Below are 15831 nucleotides of genomic sequence, written 5' to 3'. Positions count from 1 at the left end.
ACAAGTTCCAGTATGAACAGCTTATTAAAGGACATAGCGGATAATAATGTATTGCTTGAAGTAGTTGCGGGCGAATTGAAAGTATTTGCCAGCGGCGCTCAGGTAAATGCAGACCTTATAACAAGAATAAAAGAGAACAGGAAAGAGCTAATTCAATTCCTTTTAAAGAACGAACAAAAGGGTTTTTTGGATTCTTTTGCAGTCCGTATTCCGCCGGTACCCGTACAAGACAGCTATCCCTTATCTCCGGCACAGCGCCGGTTATGGGTATTAAGCCAGTTCGAATCGGGCAATATCGCGTATAACATCCCGGGCGCCTTTGTGTTTGAAGAGCAATTGAACAGGGAAGCGCTCGACCGGAGTTTTAATTTATTGATAAGCCGTCATGAAATACTGCGCACGGTATTCAGGGAAGACGAGCAGGGGGAAGTGCGGCAGTGGATTCAGGCTTCAGGCAACTTCAATATTACATTCACTGATCTTCGTAATAATACAGTACCCGTTCATGAATTGTTAAACCGGGATTTTAGCCATGTGTTCGATCTGTCAACAGGTCCATTGTTAAAAGCAACGGTTTACCAGTTAACAGATAACAAATGGATCTTAAGTTTTGTAATGCACCACACCATCAGCGATGGCTGGTCAATGGGGGTGCTCATAAGAGAACTGCTGCAGTTTTATAACGGAGCGGATGCTCTTGAGCCGTTACGGGTGCAATACAAGGATTACGCGCACTGGCAGGCCTTGCAATTGAGTGGAGAAAAACTGGAAGCGCATCGAAAATACTGGCTGAACCGGTTTTCGGGTGAGCTGCCTGTGCTGGAGTTATTGAGCGATAACGCCCGGCCATTGGTAAAATCGTTTACCGGCGGCAAAAAAAGCAGGTTGTTCAATAAAGAACTAAGGGATGGCCTGAAGCGCCTGGTTAAAGAGCAGGATGCAACGATGTTTATGGGATTGCTGGCGGCCGTGAACGCCTTATTGTACCGTTACACCGCTCAAACAGATCTTATAATTGGAACGCCGGTTGCCGGCCGCGAACATATTGATCTGGAGGACCAGATAGGCTTATATATGAACATACTGGCCCTGCGTTGCCAGTTCCGGGGAAGCGACAGCTATGAAAAATTATTATCATTCGTTCGTGAACATACGCTGAACGCCTATGCACACCAGGTTTATCCTTTTGATGCGCTGGTTGATGAATTGCATTTACAGCGCGACCTGAGCCGTCATCCCTTGTTTGACGTAATGGTGGTATTGCACAACTATGCAGACAATACTGGAACAGGCAAAACCAGCATGGAAGCGTATACAGGGGATCTGGCGCTGAGCAGTAAGTTTGACCTGCAGTTCGACTTTGCCGAAACAGGTGATGCAATAAGTGTAGACCTTACCTACAATGCCGATATTTTCAATGAAAGCAGCATAAACAGGTTGATGGGGCATTTGGAAAACCTGCTTACATCCATAATTGCCTCTCCCGCAACGGCACTCGATCAACTTCAATTCCTGGCGCCCGAAGAGGTGAAGGAATTAACAGCGTCGTTTAACGATACCGAAACGGGTTACCCTACGCAAAAGACGGTAACCGCATTATTTGAAGAACAAGTATTACTTAGCCCTGAGAAGATAGCCCTCGTATATGGAAATACGCACCTTACGTACCGGGAACTGAACAGCCTTTCAAACCGCGTGGCACGCCACCTGCGTAAACAGTTTAAGATAGGAGCTGATGACCTGGTAGGGGTGCAGTTGGAACGGAGCGACTGGCAGGTGATCTGTTTACTCGGGGTGTTGAAAGCCGGTGGCGCCTATGTACCCATTGATCCAACCTATCCGCACGAACGCATTGAGTATATACTGGCTGACAGCCATTGTAAAGCCGTGCTGGATACAGCAGCACTGGAACAGCTAAAAAATATATTATTTACGTACAACGATTCCGATCTTCCACCGGTTGCCGGCAGCCGCAACCTGATGTATGTGATCTACACTTCAGGTTCTACCGGCCGGCCAAAAGGCTGCATGCTGGAGCATCGCGGCGTTGTAAGCCGTTTGAACTGGATGTGGAAGCACTATGGCTTCACGCCTGATGATATTATTCTGCAGAAGACCTCGTTCACTTTCGATGTATCGGTATCAGAGTTATTCCTTCCCCTGTGCTTTGGCGCCAGCGAGGTGTTATGTTCGCCCGACGAGGTGGCTTCGCCTGAAAAGTTACTGTCCCTCATCAGTTCGGAAGGCGTTACCTGTGTGCATTTTGTTCCCTCTATGTTGAACAGTTTTTTGGCGTATGGTTTTGATAACGATGTTTTACGCCACAGCATGCGCAGTGTAACAAATGTGATGACGATCGGTGAAGCCTTAACCGCTGGCACTGTTGAACGGTGGTATGAACAATTGAATATCCCCTTACATAATTTATACGGGCCCACCGAAGCGTCCATACAGGCCAGCGCTTATACAACGCATCGGGGCGACCAGGTTATTCCTATAGGCGGTCCTATCTGGAATACGCAATTGTATATCCTGGATCCCCGGGGGCAGTTATCACCGGTAGGTGTGCAGGGAGAGATCTGTATAGGAGGTGATGGCCTGGCGCGCGGTTACCTGAACAAACCGGAGCTGACTGCTGAAAAATTTGTGACCAACCCGTTTAATAAGACGGAATTGATCTACCGCACCGGCGACACCGGTTACTGGACCAGCGACGGCATGATCATATTTACCGGCCGTAAAGACGATCAGGTAAAGATCCGTGGTTACAGGATAGAGACCGGTGAGATAGAACACGTATTACAACAACACAGTGATATAAGCGATGCAGTAGTAGTAGCCCGTACCGGAAACGACGGTGAAAAGAACCTGATCGCCTACCTGGTGAGCAATATACAATTGAATGTTTTCGACATAGAAGCCCATCTTCGTAAAAGCCTTCCTGCGTACATGTTGCCTTCCTATTACGTGCAACTTGATGCTTTACCTTTAAACAGCAGTGGAAAAGCAGACAGGAAATCACTGCCTGTACCCGAAGGTATGGAATTGGGAAGCACTGCCAGTTATGTGGCGCCGCGGAATGCTAAAGAACAGCAACTGGTGCAGGTATGGAGTGAAGTGCTGGGCATAGAGGCGGCGAAGATCAGTTTGTATGCCAATTTTTTTAACCTGGGCGGCCACAGCTTAAGAGCCATCCGGCTTACCAGCCAGTTACACAAAGTATTTGGTGTAAAGGTTGGCCTTAAAGATATTTTCTCTCATCCTGTACTGGAAGAACAGGCCTTACTACTATCTACATTAACCAAAACAGAATACCTAAACATCCCCAAAGCACCTGAGCAGGATAGTTATGCACTGTCTTCCGCGCAACAACGGCTATGGGTACTGAGCCAGTTTGAAGATGGCAATGTAGCCTATAATATACCGGCAGCCTATGAGTTTACAGGCAGGTTACAGGTAGCGGCGTTTGAGCAGGCCTTTAATACCCTAATCAAACGCCATGAGGTCCTGCGTACCGTGTTCCGCGAAGATGAGCAGGGAGAAGTTCGACAGTTCATACAGCCGGAAGTTAATTTCAAGATTGACTGTATCGATCTGACCAATGGGGAAGATGTGACAGGATATATAAAGAAAGACTTTGCTCGTCCCTTTGACCTGGGTGAAGGACCGTTGCTGCGGGTATGTTTATACCAGTTAACAGCTGGCAAATGGATTGTCAGTTTTGTGATGCACCATATCATTAGTGATGGGGTATCTATGATCATACTGATCGATGAGCTGTTACAATTATATAGCGGTGATAACAGCCTCGCGCCGCTTCGTATTCAATACAGGGATTATGCACACTGGCAGCACCAGCAATTGAGTGGTGATACCCTGGCGGTGCACCGGGCTTACTGGCTGCAGCAGTTTGCAGGCGAACTACCCGTACTGGAGTTGCCCGGAACTAAAACCCGTCCGGCTGCAAAAACTTATGTGGGTCAATCCATCACCCGCCAATTGAACGCAGAACTCACCGCAGCACTGAAGCAGCTGGTAAAAGAACGCCATGCTACCCTGTTTATGGGCTTACTGGCTGCGGTGAACACCTTGTTATACCGGTACACCGGTCAGGAAGATATTATAACAGGCAGCCAGATAGCCGGTCGAGAACATGTTGAGCTAGAAGGCCAGCTGGGTAATTTCCTCAATACACTGGCGCTGCGCAACCAATTTAAAGGCGACGATAGTTTTATTGACTTACTGGCTGCTGTCAGTAACCGCACATTGGATGCCTATGCACACCAGGTGTATCCCTTCGACCGGTTGGTAGATGAGCTTACGCTGCAACGTGACCTCAGCCGTCACCCGCTCTTTGATGTATCGGTTGTGTTACAGAATATGGGAACTGTAAAACCTTTACCGGAACAGTTGACCCAATCGCTGACGATCCATCCTTATACAACAGTAAGGGATGCCGTGAGCAAATTTGACCTGGCCTTCAATTTTATTGAGGTAGATAACCACCTGCTTGTAGACCTGGTGTTTAACACCGATATCTATACAGATAACACGGCCATACAACTGTTGCAACATTTTGAGCAGCTGCTGGGTTCCATCATTGCGGCTCCTGCAACGTCTTTAAACAACCTCAATTATATCAGCGATCCGGAAAAACAGCGTTTGTTGAGCGCCTTTAATGATACCTCTGTCGTTTATCCGGCCAGCAAAACAATAACGCAGGTCTTTAACGAACAGGCAATAAACACCCCGCATAAATCAGCTGTATTATTTGAAGACAATATATATACTTACAAAGAGCTCGACGAACGTTCCAGCCAGTTCGGTCACTATCTGCGCCAGCAATATGGCGTGGGCCGCAACGACCTGGTAGGGGTAATGGTCGACCGCTCGGAAAAACTGCTGGTAGCCATTTTGGGCATCCTCAAAGCAGGCGCGGCGTATGTGCCCATAGATCCTGCTTATCCGCACGGGCGCAAACAATTTATTCTAAACGATACCGGGGCCAAAGTACTCATCACTCAAAGCGATCACCTTTTTGAGCTCGATTACTATACAGGCGGCCTCTTTGCCATAGATATTCAACTGGACAATCTCTCCACACCAGTGAGCATGCCGGCAGTTGATAGCCAGGCAACCGATCTGGCTTATGTCATGTACACCTCCGGTTCTACAGGACAGCCCAAAGGCACGCTGGTAGAACAGCGAAGTGTGCTGCGCCTGGTACTGCCCTGCAATTTTGTTCCATTAACAGGGAATGAAACACTATTGTCCACCGGCGCCATCTCCTTCGATGCCACTACCTTCGAATACTGGAGCATGTTGCTCACCGGTGGCAGCCTGGTGATGTGCAGCCGGGAAACGCTGCTCGACCACTCGCTGCTTGCAGCAGCAATCAAAACAAAACAGGTAGATACCATGTGGTTCACGGCCGGCTGGTTAAATGAACTGGTAGACGGTAATATCGGGTTGTTTGCCACTTTGAAAACAGTGATTGCCGGTGGCGATAAACTGTCACCCGTACATATCAATCGCTTAAAACAAGCCTATCCTTCGTTACGTATCATAAACGGTTATGGCCCTACTGAAAATACCACCTTCTCGCTGACTCATGAAATTGGTAGTGAACAAACAATTATTCCTATAGGCCGTCCCATCAACAACAGCACGGCATATATCCTCGATAAAAATGGACAATTATGCGGCATAGGAGTGGCCGGTGAAATTTGTGTGGGGGGCGATGGCCTGGCCCGGGGTTACCTGAACCAACCCGAACTGACTGCCGAAAAGTTTGTACCCAACCCGGTTAAAGCAGGCGAACGGATGTACCGCACCGGCGATACCGGTTACTGGACAAATGAAGGCGTGATCATTTTTACCGGCCGTAAAGACGACCAGGTGAAGATCCGGGGGTACCGCGTTGAGCTGGGCGAAATCGAACAGGTATTACAACAACACAGCGATATAACCAATGCAGTAGTGGTGCCACGCACCGGCAGTGACGCACAAAAAGAACTGATTGCCTATATAGTAAGCAACACGGAGCCAGGCACGGTTTTACTTACGGAACACCTGGCTAAAACACTGCCGGCTTACATGCTGCCGGCGCACTACATACAACTGGAGGCGCTTCCGCTTACCGCAAATGGTAAAGTAGATAGAAATTTACTTCCTTTACCGGACTTCCTCTACTCAGGCTCAAATGATACGCACCAGGCGCCGCGAAACAGTATCGAAATACAGTTGGCTGAGGTATGGAGTGAAGTGCTGGGCATAGAGGCGGCGAAGATCGGTTTGTATGCCAATTTTTTTAACCTGGGCGGCCACAGCTTAAGAGCCATCCGGCTTACCAGCCAGTTACACAAAGTATTTGGTGTAAAGGTTGGCCTTAAAGATATTTTCTCTCATCCTGTACTGGAAGAACAGGCCTTACTACTATCTACATTAACCAAAACAGAATACCTAAACATCCCCAAAGCACCTGAGCAGGATAGTTATGCACTGTCTTCCGCGCAACAACGGCTATGGGTATTGAGCCAGTTTGAAGAGGGCAATGTAGCGTATAATGTTCCCGGTGCTTATCTTTTCGAGGGGCTGTTAAACATAATGGACCTTGAAAAAAGCATCACCAGACTCATCGCCCGCCATGAGATCTTACGAACGGTATTCAGGGAAGATGAGCAGGGAGAAGTTCGACAGTTCATACAGCCGGAAGTTAATTTCAAGATTGACTGTATCGATCTGACCAATGGGGAAGATGTGACAGGATATATAAAGAAAGACTTTGCTCGTCCCTTTGATCTGGGTGAAGGACCGTTGCTGCGGGTATGTTTATACCAGTTAACAGCTGGCAAATGGATTGTCAGTTTTGTGATGCACCATATCATTAGTGATGGGGTATCTATGATCATACTGATCGATGAGCTGTTACAATTATATAGCGGTGATCACAGCCTGGCGCCGCTTCGTATTCAATACAGGGATTATGCACACTGGCAGCACCAGCAATTGAGTGGTGATACCCTGGCGGTGCACCGGGCTTACTGGCTGCAGCAGTTTGCAGGCGAACTACCCGTACTGGAGTTGCCCGGAACTAAAACCCGTCCGGCTGCAAAAACTTATGTGGGCCAATCCATCACCCGCCAATTGAACGCAGAACTCACCGCAGCACTGAAGCAGCTGGTAAAAGAACGCCATGCTACCCTGTTTATGGGTTTACTGGCTGCGGTGAACACCTTGTTATACCGGTACACCGGTCAGGAAGATATTATAACAGGCAGCCAGATAGCCGGTCGAGAACATGTTGAGCTCGAAGGCCAGCTGGGTAATTTCCTCAATACACTGGCGCTGCGCAACCAATTTAAAGGCGACGATAGTTTTATTGACTTACTGGCTGCTGTCAGTAACCGCACATTGGATGCCTATGCACACCAGGTGTATCCCTTCGACCGGTTGGTAGATGAGCTTACGCTGCAACGTGACCTCAGCCGTCACCCGCTCTTTGATGTATCGGTTGTGTTACAGAATATGGGAACTGTAAAACCTTTACCGGAACAGTTGACCCAATCGCTGACGATCCATCCTTATACAACAGTAAGGGATGCCGTGAGCAAATTTGACCTGGCGTTTAACTTTATTGAGGTAGATAACCACCTGCTTGTAGACCTGGTGTTTAACACCGATATCTATACAGATAACACGGCCATACAACTGTTGCAACATTTTGAGCAGCTGCTGGGTTCCATCATTGCGGCTCCTGCAACGTCTTTAAACAACCTCAATTATATCAGCGATCCGGAAAAACAGCGTTTGTTGAGCGCCTTTAATGATACCTCTGTCGTTTATCCGGCCAGCAAAACAATAACGCAGGTCTTTAACGAACAGGCAATAAACACCCCGCATAAATCAGCTGTATTATTTGAAGACAATATATATACTTACAAAGAGCTCGACGAACGTTCCAGCCAATTGGGTCACTATCTGCGCCAGCAATATGGCGTGGGCCGCAACGACCTGGTAGGGGTAATGGTCGACCGCTCGGAAAAACTGCTGGTAGCCATTTTGGGCATCCTAAAAGCAGGCGCGGCGTATGTGCCCATAGATCCTGCTTATCCGCACGGGCGCAAACAATTTATTCTAAACGATACCGGGGCCAAAGTACTCATCACTCAAAGCGATCACCTTTTTGAGCTCGATTACTATACAGGCGGCCTCTTTGCCATAGATATTCAACTGGACAATCTCTCCACACCGCTTTGCATGCCGGCAGTTGATAGCCAGGCAACCGATCTGGCTTATGTCATGTACACCTCCGGTTCTACAGGACAGCCCAAAGGCACGCTGGTAGAACAGCGAAGTGTGCTGCGCCTGGTACTGCCCTGCAATTTTGTTCCATTAACAGGGAATGAAACACTATTGTCCACCGGCGCCATCTCCTTCGATGCCACTACCTTCGAATACTGGAGCATGTTGCTCACCGGTGGCAGCCTGGTGATGTGCAGCCGGGAAACGCTGCTCGACCACTCGCTGCTTGCAGCAGCAATCAAAACAAAACAGGTAGATACCATGTGGTTCACGGCCGGCTGGTTAAATGAACTGGTAGACGGTAATATCGGGTTGTTTGCCACTTTGAAAACAGTGATTGCCGGTGGCGATAAACTGTCACCCGTACATATCAATCGCTTAAAACAAGCCTATCCTTCGTTACGTATCATAAACGGTTATGGCCCTACTGAAAATACCACCTTCTCGCTGACTCATGAAATTGGTAGTGAACAAACAATTATTCCTATAGGCCGTCCCATCAATAACAGCACGGCATATATCCTCGATAAAAATGGACAATTATGCGGCATAGGAGTGGCCGGTGAAATTTGTGTGGGGGGCGATGGCCTGGCCCGGGGTTACCTGAACCAACCCGAACTGACTGCCGAAAAGTTTGTACCCAACCCGGTTAAAGCAGGCGAACGGATGTACCGCACCGGCGATACCGGTCACTGGACAAATGAAGGCGTGATCATGTTTACCGGCCGTAAAGACGACCAGGTGAAGATCCGGGGGTACCGCGTTGAGCTGGGCGAAATCGAACAGGTATTACAACAACACAGCGATATAACCAATGCAGTAGTAGTGCCACGCACCGGCAGTGACGGACAAAAAGAACTGATTGCCTATATAGTAAGCAACACGGAGCCAGGCACGGTTTTACTTACGGAACACCTGGCTAAAACACTGCCGGCTTACATGCTGCCGGCGCACTACATACAACTGGAGGCGCTTCCTTTAAACGCCAACGGAAAGGTGGACAGGAAAAAGCTGCCATCTCCCGGGGAACAGGAAACGCAACCCAACACTGCTTATCAGGCGCCGGGAAATGACATCGAAAGAAAATTGGCTGATGTATGGAGTGAAGTGCTGGGAGTTAACAAAGAAAAAATAAGTATAAATGATAACTTCTTTTCCCTGGGCGGGCACAGCCTGAAAGCCATTCGCCTGGCCACGCAATTGCACAGGGAGTTTGAAGTAAAAATAGCCTTAAAAGATATTTTTGCCAATCCGGTATTGGCAGACCAGGCCTTGCTGATAGCAGCTTCCGGCAAAACCACCTTTGCGGCAATTCCGCAGGCGCCTGTACAGGACAGCTATGTATTATCTTCCTCCCAGCGGCGTTTATGGGTATTGAGCCAGTTTGAAGAGGGCAATGTAGCGTATAATGTTCCCGGTGCTTATCTTTTCGAGGGGCTGTTAAACATAATGGACCTTGAAAAAAGCATCACCAGACTCATCGCCCGCCATGAGATCTTACGAACGGTATTCAGGGAAGGCGAAAAAGATGAGGTAAGGCAATTCATTAAACCACCAGCGCCATTTGCGATTTCATATACAGACCTGAGACAGGATCAGCAAAAGTTGAATGCACTGCTCGAACAGGATGCCTTGCACATTTTTGATTTAACAGAAGGGCCGTTATTGAAAGCGGCATTATACCAGTTAGGCGATAACAAATGGGTCTTCAGTTATGTAATGCACCATATCATCTCCGACGGCGTATCCATGGAGGTGCTTATGAAAGAATTGTTGCAATTATATAAAGGCGAAAATGAGCTATCGCCTTTACGTATACAATATAAAGATTACGCCACCTGGCAACAGCAGCAACTGAATGGCGAAAAAATGGCGGCGCATCGTTCATACTGGAGGGATCGCCTCGGCGGAGAACTGCCGGTGCTGGAACTGTTGACAGACAGGCCACGCCCTGCCATTAAGACATATTCAGGAGGACAGGTTAATAAACAGTTGGGGAGTGATTTGTATAAAGGATTGAAACAACTTACGCACCATCAGAACGCCACGCTGTTCATGGGATTGCTGGCCGCTGTTAACACTTTATTATATCGTTACACCGGCCAGGAAGATATAATTATAGGGTCGCCCGTAGCTGGCCGCGAACATGTTGACCTGGAAGGACAGATAGGCTTTTATGTAAATACCCTGGCGTTACGATCCCGTTTTAAAGGCGGAGTTAGCTTTATAGAATTACTGTCTGACGTTCGCAGCCAGACATTAGATGCTTACACACACCAGGCTTACCCGTTCGATCAGTTGGCAGGCGAGCTAAACCTGCAACATGACAGGAGCCGTTATCCGCTGTTTGATGTAGCATTGGCATTGTTACAGGAAAATCCTGAAGTTCATAATGAGCGCTTCACAGATCTTCAGTCGGTTGCCTACAATACCGGTACCGGCGTCAATAGTAAATTTGATCTTCAGTTTACTTTTGCTGAGTTTGGCGACAACCTCGATGTAACTATTATTTACAATAGTGATATATACCCCGCTTATACAGCACAGTTAATGATGGGCCACCTGGAACAATTGTTAACGGCCATCATCGAAGATCCGTCAACAGCGCTTAATAAGTTAAATTATCTGACTGCGAAGGAAAGACATCATTTGATAGAAACATTCAATAGCACGGCTGATGATTATCCGCGCAACAAAACGATCGTTGATGTTTTTGAATGGCAGGCCGAACGGTCAGCCGATAAGACGGCCATCGTATTTGGCAATACCACGCTTACCTACAGGCAGCTCAATGAAGAAGCCAACCGGCTGGCGCATTTCCTTAAACACAACCATAGAATCAACCCTAACGACAGGGTAGGTATAAAACTGCAGCGTTCCGAAAAGCTAATGATCGTAATACTGGGAATATTGAAGGCCGGCGCAGCCTTTGTACCGGTATTGCCTGAGTATCCGCAGCATCGCATCGATTATATAGCGGCCGACAGCGGGTGCAAAATGCTGATAGACGAGCAGGTATTGACAACATTTGAAAAAGAAAAACACAATTACAGTGCTGCAAATATGCCGGCTGTCACCACTGCCACCAGCCTGGCCTATATTATGTACACCTCCGGTTCTACCGGCCAGCCCAAAGGTGTAATGGTAGAACACCGCAGCGTACTGCGGCTGGTGATACCCTGCAATTTTGTTCCATTAACAGGGAATGAAACCCTTTTGTCAACCGGCGCCATCTCCTTCGATGCTACTACTTTTGAATACTGGAGTATGCTGTTAACAGGCGGGAAGCTTGTTTTCTGCAGTAATGATAAACTATTGGATGCATCGTTGCTTGCTGCAGAGATAAATGAAAAGAAAGTAGATACGATGTGGTTTACTGCCGGCTGGCTAAATGAGCTGGTTGACAGGGCCATAGAGCTGTTTGCAGGTTTGAAAACAGTGATAGCCGGTGGCGATAAACTATCACCCGTACATATCAACCGTTTAAAAGAAGCTTATCCTTCGTTGCGTATGGTAAATGGTTACGGGCCAACAGAGAATACTACCTTTTCACTCACACACGAAATTGGTAACCACGCAGGAGAGCTTATCCCCATAGGCCGCCCCATCAACAACAGCACGGCTTATATCCTTGATGAAAACGGACAATTATGCGGCATAGGAGTGGCCGGTGAAATTTGTGTAGGAGGTGATGGCCTGGCCCGGGGTTACCTGAATCAACCTGAACTGACTGCCGGAAAGTTTGTACCCAACCCGGTCAAAGCAGGCGAACGGATGTATAAAACAGGCGACATGGGCCGCTGGTTACCAGATGGTACAATGGTGTTCATTGGCCGTAAAGATAACCAGGTAAAAATTCGTGGCTTCAGAGTTGAAACAGGAGAGATTGAACATACTTTACAGCAATATGCCGGAGTGAGCGCAGCCGTAGTAACGGTACATACCGGCACGGAAGGTGAAAAAGAACTGGTGGCCTATATTGTAAGCAACAAGGAGCTTAATACTTCCATGCTGGCGGGTTATCTCGAAAAAACACTGCCGGCCTATATGATACCGGCGCATTTTGTTCAGCTCGATGCCTTACCATTAAACAATAACGGTAAGGTTCACAAAAAAGCCCTCCCTGCTCCGGAAGATCATGCCATGGATACAGGCAATGAATACATTGCTCCCCGGAATGCAGCCGAGCAGCAACTGGTATACATATGGAGTGAGCTGTTAGATAAAGAAAAGATAAGTGTAAAAGATAACTTTTTCCTCCTGGGTGGCAATAGCATAAAAGCCACCCGCCTGGTCACCCGCCTGTTTAAGGCATTCCATGTAAAGGTTGGACTGAAAGAGATTTTCAGCCATCCTGTTTTGGAAGAATTAGCGTTATTGGTGAATGCCGCGGCAAAAACTGTTTATACCGATATTGTACCTGTTCCTGTACAGCCACGGTATACCCTCTCTTCTTCACAGCGCCGTTTATGGGTAATGAGCCGTTTTGAAGCGGCTTCTATAGCCTATAATGTGCCCGGAGCCTATGTATTTGAAGGAGCCCTGAATATAAAAGCATTGGAAACTGCTTTTGCTACCCTGATCGAACGCCATGAAATACTTCGGACAATATTTAAAGAAGATAAAGCCGGAGACGTATGGCAGGAAATACAGGCGCCCGCTCCCTTCCAAATCGGTTATACCGACCTGCGTGATAACAAAGAACGGGTACATGATCTTGTACAGGGTGATTTTGCTTATCCGTTTAACCTGGCTGAGGGGCCGTTGTTAAGAGCCGCCCTGTACAGGCTTGCTGATAACAAATGGGTGTTCAGTTACGTAATGCACCATATTATCAGTGATGGCCTGTCAATGAACGTACTCATAAATGAATTACTGGAACTTTATAATGGGGAACACGATCTGGCGCCATTGCGAATCCAATATAAGGACTATGCCTGCTGGCAACAACAACAGCTCAAGGGAGAAGGCTTTCAGGCGCACCGTACCTGGTGGATGGAGCAGTTTGCCGGTCAGTTACCTGTTCTAAACCTGGTGGGCGATATGCCCCGGCCCGCAATAAAGACCTACGCCGGCGGCCGTGTCACCAGGCGGTTGAACGCCCGCCTGTGTAATGAGTTTAAAGGTTTGCTGCAAAAACAACAGGCCACGCTATTCATGGGATTGCTGGCTGCAGTAAATACCCTGCTATACCGGTACACAGGTCAGGAAGATATTATTATTGGTAGTTCGGTTTCGTGCAGAGATCATCTTGAGCTGGAAAACCAGATAGGGTTTTATATAAATGCCCTCGCCCTGCGCTCCCGGTTTAAAGGCGAAGACAGTTTTGAGTCGCTGCTGGCCCTTATTCATAAGCTCACCCTGGATGCTTATTCCCATCAGTCATATCCATTTGATGAACTCGTTGAACAATTAAAACTTCCACGGGATGTTGCCAGAAATCCTCTTTTTGATGTGGTACTCGTATTACAGGAATCAGAAAGTAAAAGAAAATTCCATTCACTGGGTGATTTGGCCGTGACCGACTATGCCGAAGGAAAAAGTCTTACCTGCAGGTTCGATCTTACTTTTGATTTTAAAATTATTGGCGACGGAATAGAAGCTGCCCTTATATATAACAGTGATATTTTTTACCGCAGCACAGCTGAAAGAATATTGAATCATCTGGAACAACTGCTTGGCGCGGTAATTCAGTCGCCGCTTGTTCCACTTAACAGGCTCGATTACCTGACTGCGGCTGAAAAGAAACACCTGATCATTGAATTAAACGATAACAACATTCCCTACCCGGCCAATAAAACCATCGCCCACCTGTTTACAGAACAGGCGGCCAAAACACCGGCGAACCTTGCGTTGGTGTATGGAGATGTAAAGCTCACCTACAAAGAACTAAACGAACAGTCGAATCAATTAGCCCATTACCTGCTTAATAAATACGGGATAAACCGGGGCCACCTGGTGGCCATAGCATTGGAAAGAAGCGAAAAAATGATAATAGCTATGCTGGCCATCCTGAAAGCGGGTGCGGCTTATATTCCAATAGACACCGAATTTCCAAAGGACCGCATAGACTACATGATCAGCGATAGTAAATGCAAAGCCCTCTTGGATGGGGAAGAATTTGAGCGGTTCAGCACCGGCAGGTCAGATTTCCCCATAACAGAAATTGAAACAGTTTCCGGTCCTGAAGACCTGGCGTATGTTGTCTATACCTCAGGCTCTACCGGAAAGCCCAAAGGGGTCATGATCAGTCATCGGGCGTTGGTGGACTATTCCTATGGCATCAGAGGCCGCACCAATATTGAAGACTGCAATAGCTTTGGCCTGGTTTCTACCATAGCAGCAGACCTTGGCAATACCATTATTTACACTTCTTTGCTGATAGGTGGCGCCCTGCATATTTTTTCTGCAGCAGATGTAAAGAACCCCGACAATATGAGCCGGGCCAACATCGACTGCCTGAAGATAGTTCCTTCACATTACGCAGCCCTTCAGGGTAAAGGGAAGCTGTTTGCACCCCGCAAATGCCTCATCTTCGGTGGTGAAAGGCTAACCCCGGATATTTTAGAAATAATACGGTCAGGCGGTGGGCAATGCCAGGTGTTTAACCATTATGGTCCATCAGAAACCACCATCGGAAAACTGGTTAAACATATTGACCTTTCATCTTCGGAAGTGATCTCACTGGGACGGCCATTCGGCAACAACTATGTATATATGCTGGATAATGATCTGCAGCTGGTACCACAGGGTGTAGTGGGAGAGATCTGCATCGGGGGGCATGGCCTTGGCAACGGCTATATGAACCAGCCCGAACTTACTGCACAGAAATTTGTCCCCGATCCGTTTAAACCGGGTGCATTCATTTATAGAACCGGTGATCTTGGCCGCCTGCTCACAGATGGAAATATTGCTTTTCTGGGTAGAAAAGACGATCAGGTCAAGATAAGAGGGTTCAGAATAGAACCCGGAGAAATAGAACAGGTGCTCTTACGCTATACCGGTATTGAGCAGGCCGTAGTAATGCCGGCCGGCAACGAAGGTCTTGTTTCTTATTTTACCGGCACAACAGAAATAAGTATCAATACGCTTCGGGCCTGGCTGTTTCGTAAACTGCCGGCTTACATGATCCCTTCCTGGATCATACAATTAGATAAAATACCCATCACACTCAATGGTAAAATAGACAGAAGCTTGTTGCCGGCATTGTCAGAAAATAATAAAAGCGCAGGATACGTAGCCGCCAGAAACGACATAGAGGAAAACCTGGTGCTCATGTGGAGTGAAGTACTGGGTGGCGGCAAAGACACCATAGGGGTGAAGGATAATTTCTTTGAGCTTGGCGGACATAGTATTTCCGCCATAAAAGTAACGTTGAAGGTCCGCGAGCTATATGAGGTAGACCTGGATATTACTGAATTCATGAATAATCCCGACATAGAATCGATAGGGGAAGAGATACAAAACCTTCTCTGGCTAAAACGCTAAATATACATTCCGCTTCCATTCAATAAAATGTAAATCAGC

1 protein-coding gene is annotated in these 15831 nt (G+C 47.5%); it reads left to right on the top strand.

Annotation, left to right across the window (positions count from 1 at the left end):
* The first annotated feature begins 12 nt into the window (after positions 1-12).
* The gene (locus tag NIAKO_RS11520; protein WP_014218589.1) at positions 13-15792 is read left to right on the top strand and encodes a non-ribosomal peptide synthetase; all 15780 of its coding nucleotides are present in this window, start codon (positions 13-15) and stop codon (positions 15790-15792) included.
* Positions 15793-15831 lie beyond the last annotated feature (39 nt).

Origin of the sequence: Niastella koreensis GR20-10 (assembly GCF_000246855.1) — a bacterium.
Lineage (GTDB): Bacteria > Bacteroidota > Bacteroidia > Chitinophagales > Chitinophagaceae > Niastella > Niastella koreensis.
This window is presented reverse-complemented; position numbering and strand designations above follow the sequence as displayed.